The sequence below is a fragment of the Streptomyces dioscori genome, assembly GCF_003024195.1.
GTDB classification, from domain to species: domain Bacteria; phylum Actinomycetota; class Actinomycetes; order Streptomycetales; family Streptomycetaceae; genus Streptomyces; species Streptomyces dioscori.
Window position 1 is genome coordinate 21,874 of sequence record NZ_KZ679068.1, and the last position, 22,554, is coordinate 44,427.

The window sequence follows — 22,554 nt, forward strand, 5'->3', positions numbered from 1 at the left end:
ACATCCGCCCGACCGGCCGGACCGCCCCCGCCCTTCGACCCGGAGCTCGCTCCCGTCATCGAGGTCCTGACCAGCCTGCGTTCCCCTGGCGCGTACCGTTCGGACAACATCGTCGAGATGCGCAAGCCCGTCCCCGGGGTGGAGACCCCGACCGATGAGGTCCTCTCGCGCGGTGGCACCTACAGCGTGGGGGAGTGGGAGATGCCGGGGCCGGACGGGGAAGCGGACGTCTCGCTGCTGATCTGCCTCCCGAAGCATGCGGCGACCCCGACCCCGGCGATCTACCACATCCACGGCGGCGGCATGATCGTCAGAGACAACCGGTTCGGCCTGGTCGAGATGCTGAACCTGGCCGAACCGATGGGCATGGCCGTGGTCTCGGTCGAGTACCGGCTCGCACCCGAGACACCCCCCCCGGGTCCCGTCGAGGATTGCTACGCGGGCCTGGTGCGGGTGTCGGATCACGCCCACGAACTCAACATCGACCCTGAACGCATCGTCATCGGCGGTGCGAGCGCCGGCGGCGGACTCGCGGCAGGTGTCACCCTGATGGCGGGCGACCGCAACGGCCCGGCCATCCTGGCCCAGCTGCTCCTGTCGCCGATGCTCGATGACCGCAACGACTCGCCCTCTGCCCAGCAGATGCGCGGCGTCGGTATCTGGGACAGCTCCTCGAACGAGACCGGATGGAACGCGCTCCTCGGCGACGGCGTTCGCGGAGGACCAAACGTGTCCCCGTATGCTGCGCCTTCCCGTGCGACAGACCTCTCCGGCCTGCCGTCCACGTTCATCGACGTCGGGTCGGCCGAAACGTTCCGGGACAAGGACATCGCCTACGCAGGCTGCCTATGGCAGGCGGGCGGCCGCCTCGAACTGCACGTATGGCCCGGTGGGTTCCACGGTTTCGACGTCGTGGCCCCGCATGCCGTGATCTCGCAGGACGCCATCGCCGCCCTGGTGCAGACGGTGGCGGCGAGTGTGTCGTCCAGCGCCGTACGCGAGCCGCCCGGCCGGCGCCGATGCGGATCCAGGCCCAGTTGTAGGAGCGCGGGCCTTTCGCTCCGTACCCGTTCCCGGCCGGGTCCGCGACAAGATCGCGAAGTCAGAGTGCAGTCCTAACCCCGAGCGACCTCAACGGTGTGCGCGGGCGTGTAGCGCTCGCCCGTCACCTGGTCGCTCAGCGGGTCCAGCACGGCCAGCGCCTGGGCGTCCAGGGTGAGTTCCAGCGCGGCCGCGTTCTGCTCCAGCCGGGCCGGGCTGCGGGTGCCCGGTATGGCCGCCACCGCCACCCCGAGCCGCTCGGCCTGGGCGTACACCCAGGCCAGCGCCACCTGGGCCGGGGTGGCGTCCAGCCGGTCCGCCACCTCACGCACGGTCTGCGCGACCTTCTCGTTGGCCTCGCCCGCCTCGCCGGCGAAGCGGGGGTTGGTGCGCCGGAAGTCCTTCTCGCCCAGCGTGGAGCGGTCCAGGGTGCCGGTCAGGAACCCCCGCCCCAGCGGCGAGTAGGGCACCAGCCCGACCCCCAGCTCGGCCATCACCGGGGTGAGCGCCTCGACGTCGCGGGTCCACAGCGAGTACTCGCTCTGCACCGCGGTGATCGGGTGCACCGCGTGCGCCCGGCGCAGCAGTTCGCCGTCGACCTCGGACAGGCCCAGATGCCGGACCTTGCCCGCCTCGACGAGCTCGGCCATCGCTCCGACGGTCTCCTCGATCTCCACGTCCTGGGGCGGGCGGTGGGCGTAGTACAGGTCGATCACCTCGACGCCCAGCCGCAGCAGCGAGGCGTCGCAGGAGCGCAGCACGTAGTCCCGGGCACCGCGGATGCGGCGTGCCCGGTCGCCGGCGCTACGGTCGATGCCGAACTTGGTGGCCAGCTGCACCTGGTCCCGGCGGCCGTTAACGGCCCGGCCCACCAGCACCTCGTTGTGTCCGGTGCCGTAGGCGTCGGCGGTGTCCAGGAACGTGATGCCCAGCTCCAGGGCCCGGTCGATGGTGGCCAGGCCGCCGTCCCAGTCGGCGGCGCCGTAGCTCTCGCTCATCCCCATGCACCCCAGGCCCATCGCGCTGACGGTGAGACCGGGCGAGCCGAGCGTGGTTCGGGTGATCATGCGCGGATACTCCTCCTGCCCAGCGGACCGGGCGGTACCTCAAGGGCCGACGAATGACTCCGACGCTAGGACTTGGAGCGCACCCGAAGTCAAGCCGGAGAACCGGCCCCGCCGGCAGATCAGGCACGGCGGGGGCACGGGAGGGTGAAGCGGTTCACCGACAGCAGGTCGCCACAGGGCCCGGACATCGCGTATGTCCCGGCCGTCTTCACCAGCGGGTGCAGAGGCTCAGTGGCCGGACCCGTTCCCAGCAGGGTCCGCGACAAGATCGCGAAGTCAAACTGGAGTGCTGGAGTCCGTCTGCAAGCTGATCTTGTCCAGAGCAGGAATGACGCGAGAGTGACCGCCGCTTCGCAGGAGATCACAGTTTCGTCGTATCTGGTGGCCGGCCGAAGCCCAGCGCTCTGCCGCGGCGCTCGAAACGCCAGGCGGACAGCACCGGTTTGATCAACTGCAGAGCGCATCGGACCGGTCACCTGGATACGCACGACATTCCATGATGCGGCATTCATTCCGCATGCCCGGCAGACCGCGGTGACCGTGGCCACGCTCGACTTCAGCCCTGCACTTTCGTTTGTCCACCTCCGAACGGCCTTCGCGGTAAGGACACTTCCGACCTCCCGGCGCCGGTGGTCGCTACGATCTGCGGCGTGTGCGCAAACATTGTGGTCGCCGAAGACGACGCGAAGCAGGCCGAATTGGTCCGCCGTTACCTGGAGCACGAGGGTCACGCCGTCACGGTCGTCGGGGACGGCCGGACGGCTCTTGAGACGGTCCGGCACCGGGAACCCGACCTGGTCGTCCTCGACGTGATGATGCCCGGGGCCGACGGTCTCGACGTCGTACGGATCCTGCGCGCCGAACGCCGGGAGGTGCCGGTGCTGATGCTGACGGCCCGCAGCACCGAGGACGATCTGCTGCTCGGCCTCGACCTCGGTGCCGACGACTACATGACCAAGCCGTTCAGTCCGCGTGAACTCACTGCCCGGGTAAGGACGTTGCTTCGCCGCAATCGGCGCGCCCCCGATCCGGCTCCGTCTCCGGCGACCGTACCCGCCCCCGCCCCCGCCCCCGCTCCCGCCTCGGGCCCCGAAGCGGCCCCGGACGACGAGGTGTTGACGGTCGGCGCGCTCAGGGTCGATCCCTTGCGGCATGAGGTGTCGGTGGCCGGGACCCCCGTCGAGTGCACGCCCGGTGAGTTCCGTCTCCTCGCGGCGATGGCGGCCGAGCCCGGCCGGGTCTTCACCAGGGCACGGCTCCTTGACGAGCTGCACGGCTTCGACAAGTACATCAGCGGCCGGACCGTCGACGTGCACGTCATGAACCTGCGCAAGAAGATCGAGCGCGTCCCACGACGGCCGGCCCGCCTCATCACCGTCTTCGGCGTCGGCTACAAACTCACGGACCCCGCGAAGAACGTGCGCCATGCGTCGTCCTGACAGGGGCGCGGCGGGGGCCGCCCGGCTGCCGCTGCGCAAGAGCCTGGCGGGGCGGCTGTTGACCGTGACGGCGCTGGTGGCCTCGTGCTCGGTCGCCGCTACCGCCTGGCTGGCAGTGCAGACGACCTCCGTCGCGATCCGCCAGGAGCAGGGGCAGAACCTCAAGTCCGACGCGAAGATCTACAACATGCTCCTCGGCTACGCGGCCACCCACCCCGACTGGGACGGCGTCGACACCACCGTGCGAGATCTGGCCCTGGAGTCCGGGCGCCGGATCGTGCTCACCACGCCGGGCCGACGCCCGTTCGTGGACTCGGCCGACTCGCGCTCAGCGGGCGGTGGTTCGTCCGACGAGCTGCTCGCTCAGCAGGCCTCGGCGGTCGTGGATCCACGCTCCGTCGACACCGTGCTGGTGCCCGACGCGGCCAAGGCCGGCGCCGACCGCGTCGATCCGAGGGCCGTGGGGCCCTTCCGGCTGCCCGCGAAGGAACACGACGCACTGCGGAAGGCCGCCGCCGGGAGGGTGGAGTGCCTCAGCCGGATGGGTATCGCCGCCGACGTCGTCGAGAGCCCGGGCGGACGGCCCCGCGTCCAGTTCGTGAGCGACGAGACCGAGGCGGGAACCGGCAGCGTCACCGACCGTGACATGGAGGCCAAGTGCTTTGCGTCCTATCCGGTCGGTCCCACCGCGACCGAGCGGAAGGCCCTGAGCGCCCTCAACGAACTGGCTGACGCCTGCCTGAAACGACAGGGTCGCACCGGCGTGAAACTGAACCTGGACCTGTCCTGGGACCGCAGTTACATATACGGGCGGGACGACGCGGTCTCCGGCGCCGAGGACGGGCTCAGCGAGCGGGAGGCGAAGGCCCTGGCCGCCAAGAAGGCGGAGGACGCCGCGACGGCCGAACGCAAAGCGGCTTCCGGCAGCGCACTCGACTACGCCCCCGCCGAGATCCGCGACAGCGCGTACGACCGGGCCGTGGCCACCTGTGTCGAAAGCGCCCGCCGGGAACAGCTCACGGGCTATGTCGCCGAGCCCGCACTCCTGTTCATCGACGGCCCCGGTGCCGCCGGCGTGCCTGGCTTCGACCTCTCCCGCGCCAACACCGCACGCATCGCCGGTGTCACCGCTCTGGTCCTCGCCCTCACCGTCGGGGCCTCGGTGCTCGCCGGAGCCAGGCTCGTACGCCCGTTGCATGCGCTCACCGGCGCCGCCCAGCGTATGCGAGAGGGCTTGGACGCGACGCCGGTGCCCGTGCCCGTCGTCTTCGACAACGAGATCGGACGGCTGACGGCGGCGTTCAACGACATGGCCGCGCACCGGGCCCGCCTGGAGGAGCAGCGCAAGGTGATGGTCAGCGATGTCGCCCATGAGCTGCGAACACCGTTGAGCAACATCCGGGGCTGGCTGGAGGCGGCCCACGACGGACTGGCCGTGCCGGACCCCGCGTTCGTTTCCTCTCTCCTGGAGGAGGCGGTGCAGCTCCAGCACCTCATCAACGACCTCCAGGACCTGGGCGCGGCCGACGCGGGCGCCCTGCGACTGCATCGGAAGCCGGTACGGATCGACGAGCTGCTCGGCCAGGCCGCTGCCGCGCACCAGGGGTTGGCCGAGGCGGCGGGCGTCACCCTCACGGTCCTGACACCGCCGCCGGGCATCCCTGCCCCACCGCTCCTCGACGCCGACCCCGTACGGCTGCGGCAGACCGTCAGCAACCTGCTCTCCAACGCGGTGCGCCACACGCCAGCCGGCGGCACGGTGACCCTGCGCCGGTACGTCACCGACCCGGGGGACGAGCTCGCCGTGGAGGTGTCCGACACCGGCAGTGGCATTCCGGCGGCCGACCTCCCGAACGTGTTCGACCGTTTCTGGCGGGCGGAGAAGTCCCGCAATCGCAGCACCGGCGGCAGCGGCCTCGGCCTGGCGATCGTCCTCAAGCTCGCCCAGGCCCACGGCGGCACGGTGGACGTGACGAGCACGGAGGGGGAGGGGGCCGCCTTCACCCTGCGGCTGCCGACAGCCGAGTCACGGAAGCCGGAGGATCCCGGTCGGCCCTGATGGGATGACGACAGCGCTCTGACAGTTTCCTCACAAGTGGCAGTCAGGGTGAAGCCATGCCCGGAACCTGGTGCGGATCGGCAACCAGGAACGACCAAGCCGGGCTGGAACTGGAGCTCTCACATGTCCCGCCGTCTCACCCTGCGCCCGCTGCGTATCGCTGTCCTGACCGGCGTCGCGGCCGGCGCGCTGCTCGTCCCGGCCTCCGCGGCCTTCGCCACCGACCCGACTCCGACGCCGGGCGCGACAGACTCGACCAAGGCCGACAGGGAGGCCCTGGCGAAGAAGAAGGCCGAGGACGCCAGGACGCTCAAGGAGGCCGAGGCCCGGAAGGCCGCTGAAGCCCGGAAGGCCGGAGGCAAGGACTACCCGCGTGGCGGTGTCGCCGCGGGCGAGGCGCCCGCTCAGGACGACAACACCGGCACGCTCATCGGTTCGGCCACCGGTGCGCTGCTGCTCGCGGGCGCCGGCACCTACGTACTGCGCCGCCGCACCACCGCCCGCCGCGAAGGCTGACCCGTCAGCACAACCTCTTGTACGAAACGGTGGCGCCGCCCTTCACCAGGCGGCGCCCTGTGCGTTCCGGCGAACCCTCGCACCCTGTCCTGGAGCCCGAGTTGCCCCCTGCACACCGTCCGGCCCTGTCCCGGGCCCGCCTCGCGACCCTCACCGCGTTGACCCTGGTCACCCTGCTCACCGGCTGTTCGTCCGCCCCCGACCCGACGGGCCGGGTCGCCCCAACCGCCCCGGCCGCCGCGTCGGGCACTGCGCAGTCCGAGCGGCCTGCGGCCGACGCTGCGGCGGCCCCAGCCGAGGTGGCCGTTCCCTCCGTGGGGATCACCAGTTCGCTGATGGAGCTGGGCCTCAACACGGACCGGACGGTCCAGGTCCCGCCGGCCGAGGAGGGGATGACCGCGGGCTGGTACACGGGCGGCGCGGTGCCCGGTGACATCGGCGCGGCCGTCATCATCGGCCACAACGACACCCGCTTCGGCGAGGCCGTCTTCCACGACCTGAAGAAGATCAAGGAGGGTGCGGACATCACCGTCACCGACAAGACGGGAAAAACCCTCCACTTCACCGTCACAGCCACCGAGAGCGTCGCCAAAAACGCCTTCCCGACGCAGAAGGTCTACGGGCCGACCCAGGAACGTGCCCTACGGCTCATCACGTGCGACGGCGACTTCGATGCTGAGGGGCACCCTGTCGACAACCTCATCGTGTACGCGACAGCGAGCTGAGGCCCGTAGGCGCAGGGATTCGGAGCAACCTAGGTCCGGCGGACCCTGACGGATACCCAAAGTGGTAGTACCGTTTTATGTGAGTGGAGACCTAGTTCCAGGGGTGGCCGTGATTGCGAAAACCCGCATGAAGGTCGAATACGAACCTATGGGGGGTTCGTGAAAGGGGCGGGTCCTCAGCGGACCGAGTCCCAACGCCGCAGGTGGGTATGCGATCCCACCGGGCGATTGGTAACAGAGGCTGGTTCCGCGTCGGCCTCCGTGACGGACGAGTGCCCTCAACGGACCGGGTCCCGGCGGCGCAGGTGGGTGTGCGATCCCACCGGCGGGCTCGTGATGGAGCCCGCCGCTCCCTTCGTGAAGAAGCCCGACCCTCCGCCGGCCGAGCGACTCCACAACCCGCCGAACCACTTCCCCCCACCGAGGGAGGGTGCTCCTTTCAGCGCAGGGATGCACCAGCCGGGCGAACACCGGACGATGGACCTTGCTGAGAGCATCAGCTATGGGCACGTCGCTGGCGACTTCCTGCAGGGAGACGTCGTGACGGGCCTCGCGAGGGGCGCGGCCCTTGAAACCGCACACAGGGGTGGTGTTGCTGCGGGGGCCACGAAGACGGTCCTCTTCTATGTGAACCCCTTTTCGTTGATCGTCGCAGTGGTCGACATGTTGTGCGACCGACCGAATGCACCGAAACCCACCAACCCGGAAGTCGTGCGCAACGCCGCGATGAACACCGTGCTCGGGGCACTGTTCGGTCACCCCGGAGGCTGATCCCGGGCAGACTGCGTATGCTGCGCATCATCGACTGTCCTATCTGCAGCGCTGCAACGAGCATGACTTCGACGGTATGGCGTCGTTCTGCACCTCGACCACCAGGTCAACGACGCACCGATGGATCCGAAAGCCGTGGCTGGCCAGTTCGCCCCAATCACTGCCGCATTCCCCGACTGGCATTGGGAGATACGACATCTCGCCATCGACGGGAACGTCATCGCGGTGCACTTCATGGTGACGGGCACCCACCAGGGAACTTTCCAGGGCATCGAGGCAACCGGCCGACGGGTGAGCATCGCGCAGTTCACTTTCTACCGTATCGAAGAGGGGAAAATCGTCGAGGTCTGGGACCATGCCGACATGGACGAGACGATGAGGCAGATCGGCGCAGCCGGGGCGTAACGCACCGGCAAGCTGCCAGTGCCAACTGGGCTGCCCCAGGCGGCGACTTCGGCTTCGCAATGCGCCGCGCGGCATATCGCATCGTCGGGGGTGCGGACAGCCACTGTTGTCTGTACACCGGCATCACACGGTGTGCACACCCACCCATGATGCCGACGCAGTGCTCCCAGCGTGCACCGCGGTGCCACAGGTCAGAGGCGGGCCAGCGCGGCATGCCGCGGCCTGCTGCAGCGTGGTGGCCAGGACGCGGGCGGCCATGTCCAGTGTTGCCTTGTGTCGTTCATCCGGGGCCAGGGCCTGGTTCCGCAAGGGGGTGTAAGGGTTAGCACTTCGTAGACACTCTGCTTCATTACTTGTTTGACTCGGCTCCCGGGATTGACGGCTTGGCCATGGTGACCGGTTTTCTCTCGTGCGCGGGTGAACGGCCGGGTCTTCGCCGCCGTGGGCGATGTGGAATGCGTGTCCTCCGCCACCCGTTTGCGACCTTGCCGCGGTGGACGGCCCGACCTGCAGCTCCTGGCCCGCCACCATCGCTCGGCCGTTGCCGTTGACGAGCCATTGGACGGTCACTGGTCCGGGTGGACCGCTAGCCAGCAACAACCCGGTCGCAGCACAGACGTCCTTGAGCAAGGGCAGTTTGTCGGGGTAGATCGGCAATGAGACCTTCACAACGCCCCATGCCAGCATGTCAGTTGGACGGACAGGCTGATGAAGTCCCGGGCAGGAGGCTTCTCTGTCAAGTTCTACGTGCTGAAGGTTGGCGTCCTGCCGGGGCTGCTCTCCGGGGTGGCCCGGATGCCATCTGCTGTGTGGTCGGTGGGATCCCTGCATCAGGTCACGGAATCGCCTGATGTGGCTAACCGGACGGTTAACCGGGTCTGGGCTGTCTGAATGTCCCCACTCGGCCACTTATTGCTTGCACTCAACTCCTCAACGCTACGAAACGTGAGGTACGCCATATCCGGTGCACCGGACATGTGTTCTGATGGGGCCGTCGGTAACTTCCTGTCATCAACCTGACACAGCAGGGTTGTTGTCGCACCGTCAGGATGCCGAACTGGCTTCCCGATCCGGTTCAGTGGGCCTGCACGTCTTGCCGGCGACCAATGGCGAGGCGCCATTTCCCGTTCAGTGATCCTGAGAGGACAGGCCCTACAGTCATGGCCGGAGCCAAGAACGGCGTCTTCGCCGAGAAGATATCCCCGTACTTACGCAAGAAGATCGAGGAAGCCGGTGGGTCGCTCCCGTTCCTCGACGTACAGTACGCCGTTGACCCTTCTGAGGTTGTCGAGCAGACCTTCGAGGTCGCCCGGCACTACCAGTTGGAGATGAGCACCCTCTTCGAGGGGCGTGAAGTGCGTGGCGTCGAGAAGTTGTACCGGCGGACTTTGCTGGTCGAGCCCACAACGATCTGTGCCGCGCACTGCCGCTGGTGCATCCGCGGGCAGTACGACACCGCCACGCTCTCTCGTGAGGATCTGGAACTCATTGCCCGCTACTGCGGGACGGCTCAGGAGAACCAGGATGTTCGTGAAGTGCTTGTAACCGGTGGTGACCCGCTGATTCTGGTCGACCGGATCGAATGGCTGCTGGACGCGCTGGAAGAACATGCACCCCAGGTCGAGATCGTGCGCATCGCTACCCGGGTACCGCTCCAGGACCCGCGCCGGGTCGATGCCCGTATGCAGCATGCACTGCGACGCCGTGCGACGTTCCGGGTCGAGATCGCCACTCATATCAACCACAAAGGCGAGCTGTTTCCCGAGGTCAGGGAGGCGTATTCCGCGCTGCAGGAGGCCGGGGCGCGCATCTACGACCAGACGGTCCTGCTGCGCGGGCTCAACGATAGCCTCGACACCCTCGTCGGGCTCTTCGACGAGCTGCGCTACATGGGAATCGAGGCGCACTATCTGTTTCACTGCGTCCCGATCCGCGGCATGGATCACCATCGCACGTCCGTCGAGGAGGGCCTCGAACTGCACCGTCGGCTGGGAGCGTCGGGTCTGACGTCCGGCCGCATACGCCCGCACTTCACGCTGATGACGGATGTGGGCAAGGTGCCGCTGTACGAGGGGTCGATCATCGGCCGGGACGAGCACAACCGGATGCTGATACAGACCGCCTACCGGTATGAGGAGAGGGTGTCCTGGGTCCCCGGCTGGCAGCTTCCCGAAAATGCTCGCGTCGACGACAACGGGTTTCTGCAGGTGTGGTACTTGGACGCTATCGGCGGAAAGGCCGAGTTCTGATGCCCCGCCTCTGGCTCGGCAATGCCTGTACCGAGCACATGGTTGACCGCATGGACTTGCTCACGCAGGATGACTTCGACGGCATCCTGTTCGCGATGAAACGCCTGGTGTGGCTGATGCGGGACGGCGATGCCCTCGTCCTGCCACGACCGGTGCCTGGTGACTTCCTGTATCACGTCGCGCAGCACACGGGTATCTCCCCGGCCCGCATCCACGTGATCGCGCCGGACGCGGACCTCCTTGCCCAGGGCTTGCTCCACTTCAAGGAGATCCTCGGCCGTCTGAGGGAACTGGTCACTCCTGACTGGGAGTTCTGTCCGTACATCCACGACCGGGGCGCCGAGGTGTTCGCGCGTGAGCTCGGTCTTGTCACCGGATCACGGTTCGTGGCGGAAGGCGGTGCGGAACTGCTCAACAGCAAGGTCGTCTTCCGTGCCCTGGCGGCGGGGGCCGGGTTCGCCGTCCCCGACGGCATACCGTGCCGCACCAGTGAGGATCTGCTGTACACGCTGCATCGGCTCCTGGCCGCACACCCGGCTGTCATCCTCAAACGCGACCGCGCCGTCGGCGGCCACGGCAACACTGTGATCACCACCGACCCGGGCCTGGAAGGCACAGGAGCCCAGCGCACGATCGTCCTCGGCGATCCCGCCGATGACGAACAGGTGCTGAAGGAGGCCGGGCTGACCGCCACCCATGCCCCGCAGGGAGAGATCGTCCTGGAGGTGTTCCACCCAGACTGCACATCCGTGTACGTCGAGGTGGACTGCCCCGAACACGGCGAAGCCGTCCTCCTCAACGGGGGACAGCTCCGTACCGACCAGCATCCGCCGGTCCTCGCCGGACTCGCACTGCCGCCCAGGAGCGTGCCCGGACCGGCCTGGGAACACTTCACCAGCGAGGCCCTGCGGATGGCCCGCTTCATGCACAGCCTCGGTTACCGCGGTCTGGCCAGCATCGACGCGGTGATCGACCAGGTCGACAACGTCTGGTTCAACGAGGTCAACGCGCGTCTGGGCGGCAGTACCCACCTGCATCACATCGCCAAGACTCTTGTCGGACCGGACTGGACGGACAGCCATGTCCTGATCAGCAGGTTCAACGTCCGGGCACCCGCGCTCGCCCATCTTCTGCCCGCCATGCGAGAACACGGGCTCGCTTGGGATCCCCATCGTGGTCATGGCATCGTCATCGCCTCCGACGACACCGCCGCCACCGGCAACCTCGAGTACGTGGTCCTCGCCCACAACCACGATGAAGCCAGCGCCCTCGAAGACCAACTGACCGGTCTCCTGGCCCAGTACGACAGTTAAGGATCACCACGCGTGCCGTACCGCGGCCTGTTCACCAAGCACGTCTCGATCTGGGCCGAGGTCGTCACGGCCAGCCGCCTGCCGGTGGCAATGGCGCCACTCGCCTTCCTCTTCTACGGGCGCGGAACGGACGCCGGCTACAGCGGCGGCGCCGCCATGGCCGCCGCGTACGCCATCGCGGAAGCGATAGGCGCCCCGCTTCTCAGCATGCGCCTGCGCACGCGCCCCTACCGCCGAGAAATCACCGCTGGACTCGGACTGTCCGCCGTCGCCTTCGCCCTGCTCGCTTTCCTTCCCACCCCCGACGCCGCGCTCGCCGTGATCCTCGCCGCGCTCGCCGGCGCCGCCGCAGCCGCCGCACCCGGCGCGCTGCGCACCATGGCCGAGGACCTCGCCCCCCAAAAGCACCTCCACGCCGCCCTCAGTCTGGAATCCACGCTCAACATGGCTGCCTGGGCCGCCTCACCGGCCCTGGTGTCCGTACTCGCGCTCCAGTCCGCTCCGCAGACCCCGTTCCTCCTCGCCGCGATCGCCACGCTCGCCGCCACCGCCGGGCTGTGGCTGCTGCCCGACAAAACCGGCGCCACGGACGAAGGACAGCGCGCCCCGCTCAAACAAGCCCTGACGGCCTGGCCCGTCTACCTGACCAGCATCGCCGCCATGTACCTGCTGGCCGGCATCGAACTCACACTGCCCGCCCTGCTCCAGCACCGGGAGCTGCCCGTTACCTACAGTGGCCCGATCCTCACCGGCTTCACCCTCGCGAGTATCCTAGGCGGCCTCGTCTATGGCGCGCGCATCTGGCCCGGCAGCGTGGAACGCCAAAGCACCCTTCTACTCGGCATCATGATCGCGGGCGTCGCCGCCACGGCATTCGCCTCCACCTGGACCGTGATCGCCGCTCTCCTCGCTCTCACCGGTCTCCTGCAGGCAGCCGTACTGATCACCCGTAACCTCACCCTGCGCGAACAACTGCCCGCCGACCTGCACCCCGTCGGCTACTCCGTCCTGTACGCCGGCAGCGGCATCGGCTACGGCCTCAGCGCTGCCGCCACTGGACTCCTCCTCACCGTCACCACTCCCGACACCGTCGTCCTCATCGCCACCGGCACCACGTTCCTGCTGACCGCAGCGACGTGTCTCAGGCGGAGGCCCCCAAGGGACAAGCAGCGGTCTGCGGATATCCAGCGGCAGGATGCCCCTCTCCTTGAGGAAGGGTGAGAGTACGTCCCCAGGCGCGTACAGGCCGATCACTGACGTACCTACGGCTTAATGCGCGCCGCTTCCCCGGCTGCTCGTGCCGCTGGTTCAAGAGGCCCCCTGGGGAACTCGCGGCCGGGGTTGGGTGTGGAGCGAGCGCACTTCGGGTCCGTGGCTATGGAGGTCTGAGCGGCTCTGGTTCACCTCGTGTGGTCGCGTACGCAGCGTGACTGTCGATCTTCTCGTGATGGTGGCTGAGATAGCCCGAAAATCGCCCGGCCGGTGCGCTGTGTGGCCGACAGTGCTGCGCCGTGAACGAAGTACGGTCGCGGCTCGACGAGCTGCTGCTCTCCTCGCTGATGAATGTGGTGGTCGAGTTGGTCGAGGTGACCGACATGGTGGTCCGGGTTTGGCGATGTCGTGTGTAAGCGGAGCGGTTGTAGGGTGCCGGAGTCGTGATGCAGGGGTGGAGGGTGCCGGATGAATGAGCGTGAGCTGTATCCCCCGATCGAGCCCTACGAGAAGGGCGTTCTCGACGTCGGTGACGGCAATCACGTGTACTGGGAGGTGTGCGGCAATCCCCGTGGCAAGCCGGCGCTCGTCGTGCACGGAGGCCCGGGATCGGGTTGCGGAACGGGCGTGCGCCGGTATTTCGACCCGGAGCAGTACCGGATCGTGCTGTTCGACCAGCGAGGTTGCGGCCGTAGCATCCCGCACGCCAGCGACCCGGCGACCGACATGCGGTCCAATACCACCTGGCATCTGGTCGACGACATGGAACGGCTGCGGAAGCATCTGGGAATCGACAACTGGCTTCTTCACGGCGGCTCTTGGGGTTCCACGCTCATCCTGGCCTACGCGGAACAGCACCCCGAGCGCGTATCGGAGATCGTCATCTCCAGTGTCACCACCACCCGGCGCTCGGAGATCGACTGGCTCTACAGGGGCGTGGGACGGTTCTTCCCCGAGCAGTGGGAACGCTTCATCGCCGGTGCCGGCCTGTCTCCCGACGGCGACCTGGTCGGGGCTTACGCCCGCCTGATGGAACATCCCGATGCCGCCGTCCGCGACAAGGCCACGGCCGACTGGTGCGCGTGGGAGGACACCGTCCTGTCCGGGGAGACCAAGGGCGCCTTCAGCGTGTACGGAGATCGCCCTCCGGCCTCACGGCTCGGCTTTGTGCGGATCTGCTCCCGCTACTTCTCCCACGGCGCGTGGCTGGAGGAGGGTGTTCTCCTTCGCGAAGCCGGACGGCTGGCCGGCATCCCTGGTGTGCTGGTCCACGGCCGGCTCGACATGGGCGGGCCTCCTGACACCGCGTGGGCGCTTCACCGGGCCTGGCCCGGTGCCGAGTTGATCGTGGTCGAGGACGCCGGGCATCTGGGCACCGTCACGACGCGCGGTCATGTGCTTCGCGCCCTCGACCACTTCGCCGAGGGAGGTGTCACATAAGTCCGCCGTGGCGATGCGACACTTGGCCGGCTTGAGACCTGGCGATCCCTCGGTGAGACTGAGCACGGTCAGGGCCGAAATGATCAGTCGCGTTGGTTTCGCTTGGGGTGAGGGAGGCATGCCGACGTCTTGTGTCCGCTTCATGACCGAGGGGTGCGCGGTGGCGTCGGTGCTGCGAATGCTGGAGGTGCGGGGCGGCTGCCCGCGTGCGGGTGGAGGGCTTGCGGGAGGAAGTCGCGCGGTTGGCTGAGGTGTTGGAGGCCGCGGAGATCGAGCTCGACCGGCGGGTGATCGCGCGGGAGGAACTGGTCGAGGCCCTGGCAGTCTCCGCGGCCGAGTCCACTGCCGTGACCACGACCGAGGCGGAGGAGGAAGCGGCGCCATCACTTGCGCCGGTGCCGGGCTCGACAGTGCCGCTCTGGCGGGAAGGGCTGCCGGTGACGGTTCTGGCGCCGGGCTATCAGCGGATTCTGGGCGTTCTGGAACAGCATCGATCCACGGGTCACGGGCCGCTTCGGGCCAAAGAGATCGCGGTGAAGCTGGGCCTTGGGGCGATGCCGGCGAAGGTCGAGGGGCTGCGGTCCAAAGCCCGTCGCCTGGCGGAGTGCGGATGGCTTCTCCTGGAGGCGTCAGGGGCATTCAGTGCCGGCCGGCGGCCCGTGGCCGTGGCCGTGCCAGACGCCGACTTGTCCGCGTGACCATCGGCCACCAGATCATCGCCTCGCTGGTGGCAGGCAAGGTGTCGTAGTCCTGGGCCAGACGGCGGGAGTTCATCAACCACGCGAACGTGCGCTCCGCCACCCACCGCCTCGGCAGCATCACGAACCTGTCATGTCGTCGGTGCGCTTGACGATCTCCAAGGCCAGAGCGAGCTTGTCCCGGCACCAGCCGACGAGGGAGCCGGTGTATCCGCCGTCGGCCCAGACGAGGGTGATGTCGCGGTGCAGCTGGCGCAGCCGGGTCAGCAGGCCGGCTGCGGCGTCCCGGTCTCCGATGTTCGCGGCGGTGACTGCGACGGCCAGGAGCAGACCGAGGGCGTCGGTCACGACGTGCCGTTTGCGGCCCGGAACCTTCTTCCCGCCGTCGTAGCCGCGTGAGGCGGACGGCACCGTTGCGGCGGCCTGCACCGACTGTGCGTCGATGATCCCCGCCGAGGGCTCGGCCTCGCGGCCCTCGCGTTCACGGACCTTCCCGCGCAGCCGGTCGTGGAACTCGGCGATCAGCCCGTGCTCGCGCCAGCGGCGGAAGAAGGCGTAAACCCGGCCCGAGCCGGGGAAGTCCGCGGGCATCGCCCGCCACGAGATCCCGCCCGCGACCAGGTAACGGATCGCGTCCAGCAGTTGCCGGTGACAGTAGACCTGGGGCCGTCCGCCCCGCCCCTGGAACCAGGCCGGTACCGGCAACAAGGGCCGGACCTCCGCCCACTTCGCGTCCGTCATGTCCGGAGGGATACCGGCGCACTCGATCGGGATGATCAGCCGCGTGCCGTGCACGTGTCGAGGCAATCGCATGACACTGCGGGCGAGTTGCAGTCCACGGGGTCGGGCGCGTACAACAACGACAACAGGGCCGCCGTGAACCGCTCGGAATGGGGTCGCACGCCGGAGCTACCAGGAGGCCCTGCCTTCATGCGCGCAGCGCCGGAGGATCACCCGACCAGGAATTCCGTTCGATCCACACGTTCCAAGATCGGTTGAAATGCGGCTTATGGGGCTGCTTGCCGTGCTTGAGGTCGCCTGCCAGATCGTCGCACGCCCGGGCCTGGCCGCGTCGCCACTGCAGTGAACTGCAGTGGCACCGGCTGGCTGGTGACGCGGCCCTCAACCGGTGGTGCTGGACGGCCCTTGAACGGTGGGCTGGTCCAGGGCGGCGATGAGGTGGCCGAGGTCGCGGCGGTGGGATCCTGCGTTCCAGACGGCCCAGGTGCGCCGGACGATGGGATGGCCGGTCAGCGGGTACCAGGTGGCGGTGTCGGGCAGGGGCTGGGACCAGCCGGGGGGTGCGAGGGTGAAGGCGTGACCGGCGCTGACGGAGGCGAGTTTGACCTCGGCAATCAGTGGCTGCCCTTCGGGGACGGGGGCGCCCGGGTCGATGCCGTGGCTGCGCAGGATGGCGGTGAGTTCGTCGTACCAGGCGGGGCTGCCGGAGCGGGCGAAGCCCACCCAGTCCAGGCCGTTCAGGGCGTCGAGGCGGATGCCGTCGGGGTCGGCCAGCTCTGCGGCGCGCTGCGTTGCGAGGAGAACTCCCAGGCGCTCTTCGACGACCAGCATTGCGTCGAATTCCTGTCCGAGGGGACGTTCTCTCAGCAGACCGAGATGGAGGTCGCCTTTGCGTAGTTCAGCCAGTTGCGCGGTGGTGGACAGGTGCCGGGCCTGAACGCGTGTTGAGGGATAGGCGGCGGCCAGGTCCAGCAGGGCTCTGGACAGCAGGTCGGCGGGGAGTTCCAGGGGGATGCCGATCCGCAGTGTGGCCGTGCTTTCCCCGGTGCGGGCCGCCATGGCGGCCACTGCCTGGTCGTAGCGGGCGAGGACGGCACGGGCCTCGGCGAGCAGAGTCTGGCCGGTCTCGGTGGCCTGCACACCGGTGGAGCTGCGGGTCAGCAGCCGAGTGCCGAATTCGCGTTCCAGGGCGTTGACCGTCTGGGAAAGGGCGGGCTGGCTGATGTGCAGCCGTCGTGCCGCCGCGGACAGGCTTCCCTCCTCGGCCACCGCCACGAACGCGCGCATTGCTCGGATTTCCATGCGCTCATCGCATCACGCATCGAGAGAAACGCCACGCACGTCTGCGGACCGATGCAATGTCACTGTCCGTGACACTCCTCCGTGCCTGCGGACGAGCGGGCACGAATACCGGAACGTCGCTGCAGCGAGCCGTTGCCGTCTGGGCGGGTGCGGGCCGAGTGTGCCCGGCCCCATCACCGGAGCTTATAGCCGCCCTCGGCAGGTGCTCTGGCCAGGCACTATGCAGGCGGTCGCGGTGGGAGTTGAGTAGGGAAGCACAGAGCGGAACGACTTCCCGCCCCTTACTACTTGACTTGGGAGCTTTTCATGTCCGAGCACATCCCGTCCTACTTCACGGCGTTCAAGAACCTCGCGATGAGCCGCAGTGCCTCGGGCGTCCTCACGCTGCGTTTCCACACCGACGAGGGGCCGGCCACCTTCACCGGCACCACGCACACCGACTTCCCCCGTGCCCTGTTCGAGATCGGTGAGGACCGCGACAACCGGGCACTGGTGCTGACCGGCACCGGCGACCGGTTCATGACCGACATCGACGGTGCGAGCCTGGGCGACATCACGAAGCCCGCCCAGTGGGACCGCACCATCGCCGAGGGACGCCGCGTGCTGCAGCGCCTGGTCGACCTGGAGATGCCCGTCATCGCCGCGGTTAACGGCCCCGCATCCGTCCACAGCGAGTACGCCCTGCTCGCGGACATCGTCATCGCCGCCGACACCACCGTCTTCTCCGACTTCCCCCACCTGACCTTCGGCATCGTCCCCGGCGACGGTATCCAGATCGCCTGGGAAGAGGCTCTGGGCGTCAACCGAGCCCGCTACCTCACCCTGACCCAGGGCTCCTTCACCGCCGAGCAGGCCGAACGCTGGGGCGCCGTCGCGGAAGTGCTGCCGCTGGAGGAGGTCCTGCCCCGCGCCCAGCAGCTCGCCGAGGACCTGGCCGCCAAGCCCCAGCTGCTCACCCGCTACCTCGCCGTCACCCTGCGCCAGCGCATCAGCCGCCGCATGGCCGAGGGACTCCAGCTCGGCATGGCCCTGGAGGGCCTGACCGCCGCCGACCTCGCCTACCAGAGCAACTGAAAGCGACATGACGATCCGCACCAGCACCGCCGATGCCCCCGACACTCTCCGCCCCTGGCTCGCGGCCCTGCACACCAGCTCCGCGCGCTTGGCCCACACCGTCAGCGCCCTGTCCGAAGAAGAACTGCAACGGCCCTCGAAAGCCGGCGCATGGAGCATCGCCCAGGTCCTCTCCCACCTGGGCAGCGCCGCCGAAATCTGCACCGCTCTCATCCAACGCGGTATCGCGGGCGACGAGCGGAAACCAATGCGGGAGGAGCTGGAGCCCGTATGGAACCGGTGGAACGCCCTGTCCCCACTGGCGCAGCGTGAGGCATGGCATGCCGCAGACGCCCGCCACCTGCAGCTGCTGGACTCCCACGAGGCGCCGCAGAAGCAGCCGGTGCGCGTCCCGTACTTCGCGGGCCTGCTCGAGATGCCCGTCTACGCCGGCTACCGGCTCTCCGAGCAGTCCGTGCACGCCTGGGACATCGAGGCCGCCCTCAACCCGCAGGCCACCGTTCCTGCGCCGGAAACGCGGCTGCTGTGGCAGCGGCTGGACCTGGTGGCCACCCGCTTCCGGGACGCTGACACCCTCACCCGGCTCGCCCCCGCACAGCTCGCTCTGACACTGACCGAGCCGGCTACCGGCATGATGCTGGACCTGGGCGCCGAACTGCATCTGTACCCGTGCGAGCCGGCCGAACCGGCAGGCGTCCTTAGCGGCACGGCGGAAGCCGTACTGCGCCTCGTCTACGGCCGCCACCAGTCCACGGACAACATCCAGGTCACCGGAACCATCACTCTGGACGACCTGCAGTTCCTCTTCCCCGGCTTCTGAAACCCGTACCGCCACGGGTGTCGGCACCCGGCAAGGCACCGGCACCCGTGACGTCCATCGCCCCGTATAGACACGACCCGCCGATATGAGAAAGGCAGCCCCGTCCAATGATCTCCCGACGCGTGCTCATCACCGGAGCCTCGCGCGGCATCGGCCTGGCCGTGGCCGAACGCCTGACCGGCCAGGGCCATCGGCCGGTCGGCCTGGCACGCACCCCGCTCGACACCTTCCCCGGTGAGCTCCACGCGGTCGACCTGTCCGACCCTTGCGCCACGGATCACGCGCCTGCACGAAACCCTCTGGGGTGTATGCGGCCAGGTCCCTGAGCCTTCCACAGTCGCCAAGGGTGGCGCCCGGAACAAGTCCATCACCGGCCGTTTGCCGGCAACGTCGAGGCTGGCCACATTGCGGACGAGCAGGCCGGGTTCGCACGCCGACGTTCGCGTCGCCCCGAAGCACGGCCGCATCGTCGCGGGCGGCCTCGGCCTGCTGATCCCGCAGTTCTTCGGCGGGAACCCCGTGCCCGCCGCATGCCTGGGATCGGGCTGCGTCGCGCCGGAAGAACGCGGAAACCACCTGGCCGGGCGCCTGCCTGCGCTGGAACATGCCGGAAACGCGCTGTCTGGGCGAGGCTGGCACATCGGTGTGCCACGCCCGGGCCTTGCGTCCGTTGACCGGGACCGACCTGCGCGGCTCTGCTGGGCGCTGGAGATGTATGCGCCGGGCGCCCTGTGCGTGGCGGGCGCGGTCATGCAGCTTGTCGCTCGCGGCGTGGCCGGCCGGGACCATGCCGTGCCTGTGGGAAGAGGGGCGGCCGGTGGATGACGGCGAGTACGACACCGTGCGCGACCACTACGACAGTGCGTTTGCACTGACCGCTCAACTGCCCGGGCGCGTCCCCAGCCGTGTCCAGATCGACGTGATCACTGCTGCGCTCCGCGAGGACATCGCGGCCATAAAACTGCCGGTCAGGGACGCCGTAAAGCGATGTGTGCGTGACATCGGCCGGGAGACCGCGTACTGGCTGCTCACCAACGCACGAGCCGGGCTCAGCGAAGGGCCGGGCGAGACAGGCCGTGCGGCGGCCTTCCACGCCGAGGACCTGGGCCACGTAGCGCGCGCGATGGCGGCCATCGGCCGCCAGAAGCGCACGGTCTTTCACTGAACTCCCGCACCGGCTGTCCGGACGGCTGGAGTCGGCGTGGGAAGAGGGACCGGTCGCCGTCCCACCCCCGAGGAGGGCGACCGGGAACTCAAGGCGCAGTACTTCGACGGTCGCCTCAGCAAAATGCACGCTGGACGTTGAGGAAGAGGACCCTACGTCACTGGGTGCACGTGCAGCTCGCCGAGAAAGGAGCGGACTTCTGTGGCCGTTTGCTCCGGGGTGGGCCTGGGGCCGGAGGTGACGACCGGCTGGGCGGTGACGAGGGCCGTGCCGTTGCCCCAGAGGCAGCGGGAACTGGTGGTGCCGGCGACCGCGTACTGCACGCAGAGCAGCTTGCCTTCGATAGGGCCGGGATCGTAGCTCTTGGCCTCGTCGGAGTCGACGGAGGTGCCCAGGATCGTCGAGACGATGTCGTCGCCCTCACCGGGATCTGACACATCGGCTACCGGGTCGAGATCCACAGTGATGATGAAGGATTTCTTGCCGTCGGACCGCACATAGGTGGCGTGCGCTGTCTCTGTCGTCGGGTCGAGGTTCTCGCCGATGCCCGTCTTGTCCCATAGGGATTCGCCGGGGCCTGCGAGCCGATAGTCGTCGAACACGGTCGGCAGCTCAGCCGTGTAGCGCACCGGCGGTTGCTCTTCGCCCCGGGTAGCGATCCAGGCACCGAGAAAGACCGCGGCGAGCAGGGACGCCCCGACGCCTCCGCCGATCTGTCTGCGGCGTGCGCGACGGCGGTCATTTCTGCGCCTGAGGGCTGCCCAGTCGATGGCGGGCAGTGATCGTTCAATGGATCCTTCGTCGGTGCTCGCCTGCGGTTTTGCATCAGCGGTGGGCGGGTCGTTCGACACTGTTCGGCGTTCCCTCGGTTTGCAGGGGCGGATGAGCGGAGTGTTCGTGTTGCCTGGGCGCTGCCCAGGCAACACGAGACCCTCGCCGCTTCGCAACGCTTTGACGTTTGCACGGCGTTGCGGGGCAACGGCAGGAGCGGACCCGCTCAGGGCGTCGTTCGGCGGCTGTGGAAGGCTCTGGGAGCCGGGAGCGGTTTCACTGAGGCGAGCCCGCCGGACAGGAAGGTCGTCGAGCGAACCGACCCGCACGGGGCAACGGGGGAGTGCACCTGCTTCAGCCGCCCGCGAGCGAGGACAAGGTGGCCAGGCTCGGGATGCCCCCGAACCGTACGCAGAGCCTCCTGGTTGCGGCCCACGCGGCACTGTCAGTGGCGGATGGCAGCATCGGACGCATGACGGTCCACGCAACGATCAACTGGCGTCCCTTTCTGCTCAGATGGAGCGGAGAGTGGGCGGATTCCCTGCCGAGTGCCACGGCGCTGAGCGCAGGCAACGAAGCCGCTCGGCAGGGACGGTGGCTGGGATTCCCGCCCGCGTCCGAGGAGCTCATCGTGGCCATGGAGGAGCGTCTCGGACGGCGAATGCCCCCCTCGTACCGGGAGTTCCTCAAGGTGAGCGACGGGTGGCGGCATGCCGGCGGCTTCGTGTCCCTGCTGGCGGGGACGACGGCCGCGCACTGGCACGACAACGCCTCGGGCCTCGCCGACACGTTCGAGGAATACCTGGACGAGGACGCCGGCCCCGAGGAGCGGCAGGAGGCTGACATCTGGCGGCGCGGGCTGCAACTCGACGTTGAGTCCGACATCACGTACGTCCTCCTGGATCCCGAGGACGTGGGGGAGGACGGTGAGTGGGCCGTGTACACGTGGGCGAGCTGGCGAGCGGAAGCCCCCGAGCGGTACACGAACTTCTACGAGTTCATGCGCGACATGTTCCGGGAGTTCCACAGCCTGCACGCACGGCCGGCCGACGGGGCCCCGGTGTTCGCCAATGACACCACGCGAGAGATGGACGCCGTCGTGGAGCAGGCCCGTCTCGACGCGCTGCGCGGCGACTGGGAACGGGCCGTGGAAGCATTGGATGAGGCCAGGGCGTACGGCAGGCCCCGGGCCACCGGCCTGGGGGATCAGATACGCCGGCTCCTCGGGCAGACCTACACGGTGTACTTCCAGGACCTGGTGACGGATCCGCAGTACGCGCCCGATTTCCTGCCGGCGCTGGTCGCCGAGCACGCGGAGCACCGATACCGGGACGACTCCACGCTGATGTTCCACCTGCGGGGTGCCGACGAGGATCTGGTGTCACTGGCGTACGCGACGCTGGAACAGGTGCGGGACGGGACATACCGGTACACGGCAACCGGGCCGTTCGGGGAGGCGGTCGAACGGGCACGGGAGCAGGCGCAACGGGCGGACAGCGACGCGGCATGGAACACGCTGCGGGACGCACTGCCCCAGTGGGAGCCGCTGGGGCCGGATCATCTCGCGCCGCTGGGCTGGGTGGCAGATCCTCTCCTCTGCCCGCTGCTGACACCGGAGCGGGGCCGCGAACTGCTGTCGATTGCGCGCGGCCGGGAAAACAGGTGAAGTCCCGAGGCCGTGCCGCTGCCGGCCGCGGGCCCCGTGACACAGGGCTGGTGATGCTGCCCGCGGCGTCGACCGGTACG

19 protein-coding genes and 2 pseudogenes are annotated in these 22,554 nt (G+C 68.5%); 16 read left to right on the forward strand and 5 right to left on the reverse strand.

Annotation, left to right across the window (positions count from 1 at the left end; translation table 11 throughout):
* The first annotated feature begins 117 nt into the window (after positions 1-117).
* Complete coding sequence (locus tag C6Y14_RS43110; RefSeq protein ID WP_225891564.1) at positions 118-1,119, forward strand: alpha/beta hydrolase; 1,002 nt, start codon at positions 118-120, stop codon at positions 1,117-1,119.
* Here the strand turns inward: C6Y14_RS43110 and C6Y14_RS43115 are convergent.
* On the reverse strand, positions 1,116-2,108 hold the full coding sequence (locus tag C6Y14_RS43115) for an aldo/keto reductase (protein WP_107022401.1): 993 nt from the start codon (positions 2,106-2,108) through the stop codon (positions 1,116-1,118). The genes C6Y14_RS43110 and C6Y14_RS43115 overlap by 4 nt on opposite strands.
* A gap of 376 nt (positions 2,109-2,484) precedes the next feature.
* Positions 2,485-2,606, reverse strand: a pseudogene (locus C6Y14_RS45995) (IS5 family transposase); the annotation flags it as partial.
* A 152-nt stretch (positions 2,607-2,758) separates the two neighbouring features.
* Here C6Y14_RS45995 and C6Y14_RS43125 point away from each other — a divergent pair.
* The 11 genes from C6Y14_RS43125 (at position 2,759) to C6Y14_RS43175 (ending at position 14,935) form a co-directional block, all read left to right on the forward strand.
* Complete coding sequence (locus C6Y14_RS43125; RefSeq protein ID WP_225891565.1) at positions 2,759-3,547, forward strand: response regulator transcription factor; 789 nt, start codon at positions 2,759-2,761, stop codon at positions 3,545-3,547.
* Positions 3,534-5,606 carry a sensor histidine kinase gene (locus C6Y14_RS43130; protein WP_107022403.1) on the forward strand — a complete coding sequence of 691 codons (2,073 nt, stop codon included), beginning with the start codon at positions 3,534-3,536 and terminating at the stop codon, positions 5,604-5,606. The genes C6Y14_RS43125 and C6Y14_RS43130 overlap by 14 nt, the downstream gene beginning before the upstream one ends.
* A gap of 123 nt (positions 5,607-5,729) precedes the next feature.
* Entirely contained in the window at positions 5,730-6,122 is a 393-nt protein-coding gene (locus C6Y14_RS43135; protein ID WP_107022404.1) for a hypothetical protein, read from the forward strand.
* A gap of 101 nt (positions 6,123-6,223) precedes the next feature.
* Positions 6,224-6,847, forward strand: coding sequence for a class F sortase (locus tag C6Y14_RS43140; protein WP_199855071.1), 624 nt, complete (start codon positions 6,224-6,226; stop codon positions 6,845-6,847).
* 357 nt (positions 6,848-7,204) lie between these two features.
* Positions 7,205-7,618, forward strand: a complete 414-nt coding sequence (locus tag C6Y14_RS43145) for a hypothetical protein (RefSeq protein WP_159074416.1) — start codon at positions 7,205-7,207, stop codon at positions 7,616-7,618.
* Positions 7,619-7,738: 120 nt separating this feature from the next.
* Complete coding sequence (locus C6Y14_RS43150) at positions 7,739-8,023, forward strand: ester cyclase (RefSeq protein WP_107022406.1); 285 nt, start codon at positions 7,739-7,741, stop codon at positions 8,021-8,023.
* A gap of 1,160 nt (positions 8,024-9,183) precedes the next feature.
* Positions 9,184-10,272, forward strand: a complete 1,089-nt coding sequence (locus C6Y14_RS43155) for a radical SAM protein (protein WP_159074417.1) — start codon at positions 9,184-9,186, stop codon at positions 10,270-10,272.
* 50 nt (positions 10,273-10,322) lie between these two features.
* Positions 10,323-11,585 carry a preATP grasp domain-containing protein gene (locus tag C6Y14_RS43160; protein WP_225891566.1) on the forward strand — a complete coding sequence of 421 codons (1,263 nt, stop codon included), beginning with the start codon at positions 10,323-10,325 and terminating at the stop codon, positions 11,583-11,585.
* A gap of 12 nt (positions 11,586-11,597) precedes the next feature.
* Positions 11,598-12,806 (forward strand): MFS transporter, encoded by a 1,209-nt coding sequence (locus C6Y14_RS43165; protein ID WP_107022409.1) that lies wholly within the window; start codon positions 11,598-11,600, stop codon positions 12,804-12,806.
* Between the two features lie 459 nt (positions 12,807-13,265).
* Entirely contained in the window at positions 13,266-14,237 is a 972-nt protein-coding gene (gene pip / locus C6Y14_RS43170) for a prolyl aminopeptidase (RefSeq protein ID WP_107022410.1), read from the forward strand.
* 212 nt (positions 14,238-14,449) lie between these two features.
* On the forward strand, positions 14,450-14,935 hold the full coding sequence (locus C6Y14_RS43175; RefSeq protein WP_225891570.1) for a hypothetical protein: 486 nt from the start codon (positions 14,450-14,452) through the stop codon (positions 14,933-14,935).
* A gap of 120 nt (positions 14,936-15,055) precedes the next feature.
* Here C6Y14_RS43175 and C6Y14_RS43180 read toward each other — a convergent pair whose 3' ends face one another.
* Together C6Y14_RS43180 and C6Y14_RS43185 are read right to left on the reverse strand one after the other, a co-directional pair.
* A complete protein-coding gene (locus C6Y14_RS43180; protein ID WP_263973129.1) occupies positions 15,056-15,676 on the reverse strand; it encodes an IS5 family transposase in 621 nt (206 codons plus the stop codon).
* 381 nt (positions 15,677-16,057) lie between these two features.
* Positions 16,058-16,978 carry a LysR family transcriptional regulator gene (locus C6Y14_RS43185; RefSeq protein WP_107022411.1) on the reverse strand — a complete coding sequence of 307 codons (921 nt, stop codon included), beginning with the start codon at positions 16,976-16,978 and terminating at the stop codon, positions 16,058-16,060.
* Positions 16,979-17,284: 306 nt separating this feature from the next.
* Here C6Y14_RS43185 and C6Y14_RS43190 point away from each other — a divergent pair, with 306 nt between their 5' ends.
* The 3 genes from C6Y14_RS43190 to C6Y14_RS43210 all read left to right on the forward strand — a co-directional run bounded on the left by C6Y14_RS43190 (position 17,285) and on the right by C6Y14_RS43210 (position 20,037).
* Positions 17,285-18,052 carry an enoyl-CoA hydratase/isomerase family protein gene (locus C6Y14_RS43190; protein ID WP_107022412.1) on the forward strand — a complete coding sequence of 256 codons (768 nt, stop codon included), beginning with the start codon at positions 17,285-17,287 and terminating at the stop codon, positions 18,050-18,052.
* Between the two features lie 7 nt (positions 18,053-18,059).
* On the forward strand, positions 18,060-18,872 hold the full coding sequence (locus tag C6Y14_RS43195; protein ID WP_107022413.1) for a maleylpyruvate isomerase family mycothiol-dependent enzyme: 813 nt from the start codon (positions 18,060-18,062) through the stop codon (positions 18,870-18,872).
* Positions 18,873-19,689: 817 nt separating this feature from the next.
* Positions 19,690-20,037: a DUF6415 family natural product biosynthesis protein gene (locus tag C6Y14_RS43210; RefSeq protein ID WP_107022415.1), complete on the forward strand. Its 348-nt coding sequence runs from the start codon at positions 19,690-19,692 to the stop codon at positions 20,035-20,037.
* 152 nt (positions 20,038-20,189) lie between these two features.
* On the opposite strand, the gene C6Y14_RS43215 is transcribed toward C6Y14_RS43210, so the two are convergent.
* Positions 20,190-20,888, reverse strand: a complete 699-nt coding sequence (locus C6Y14_RS43215) for a hypothetical protein (RefSeq protein ID WP_159074419.1) — start codon at positions 20,886-20,888, stop codon at positions 20,190-20,192.
* Positions 20,889-21,280: 392 nt separating this feature from the next.
* On the opposite strand from C6Y14_RS43215, the pseudogene C6Y14_RS43220 reads away from it, so the two are divergent.
* Positions 21,281-22,487: pseudogene (locus tag C6Y14_RS43220) on the forward strand (SMI1/KNR4 family protein); the annotation flags it as partial.
* Positions 22,488-22,554 lie beyond the last annotated feature (67 nt).

What these genes read in the sequence shown, in the direction of transcription:
- C6Y14_RS43195 (WP_107022413.1), top strand. Translation starts at nt 18,060, where the DNA reads ATGACGATCCGCACCAGCACCGCCGATGCCCCCGACACTCTCCGCCCC.
- C6Y14_RS43185 (WP_107022411.1), bottom strand. Translation starts at nt 16,978, where the DNA reads ATGGAAATCCGAGCAATGCGCGCGTTCGTGGCGGTGGCCGAGGAGGGA.
- C6Y14_RS43150 (WP_107022406.1), top strand. Translation starts at nt 7,739, where the DNA reads ATGGATCCGAAAGCCGTGGCTGGCCAGTTCGCCCCAATCACTGCCGCA.
- C6Y14_RS43135 (WP_107022404.1), top strand. Translation starts at nt 5,730, where the DNA reads ATGTCCCGCCGTCTCACCCTGCGCCCGCTGCGTATCGCTGTCCTGACC.
- C6Y14_RS43155 (WP_159074417.1), top strand. Translation starts at nt 9,184, where the DNA reads ATGGCCGGAGCCAAGAACGGCGTCTTCGCCGAGAAGATATCCCCGTAC.
- pip (WP_107022410.1), top strand. Translation starts at nt 13,266, where the DNA reads ATGAATGAGCGTGAGCTGTATCCCCCGATCGAGCCCTACGAGAAGGGC.
- C6Y14_RS43180 (WP_263973129.1), bottom strand. Translation starts at nt 15,676, where the DNA reads ATGACGGACGCGAAGTGGGCGGAGGTCCGGCCCTTGTTGCCGGTACCG.
- C6Y14_RS43130 (WP_107022403.1), top strand. Translation starts at nt 3,534, where the DNA reads ATGCGTCGTCCTGACAGGGGCGCGGCGGGGGCCGCCCGGCTGCCGCTG.
- C6Y14_RS43110 (WP_225891564.1), top strand. Translation starts at nt 118, where the DNA reads ATGCGCAAGCCCGTCCCCGGGGTGGAGACCCCGACCGATGAGGTCCTC.
- C6Y14_RS43160 (WP_225891566.1), top strand. Translation starts at nt 10,323, where the DNA reads ATGGACTTGCTCACGCAGGATGACTTCGACGGCATCCTGTTCGCGATG.
- C6Y14_RS43190 (WP_107022412.1), top strand. Translation starts at nt 17,285, where the DNA reads ATGTCCGAGCACATCCCGTCCTACTTCACGGCGTTCAAGAACCTCGCG.
- C6Y14_RS43115 (WP_107022401.1), bottom strand. Translation starts at nt 2,108, where the DNA reads ATGATCACCCGAACCACGCTCGGCTCGCCCGGTCTCACCGTCAGCGCG.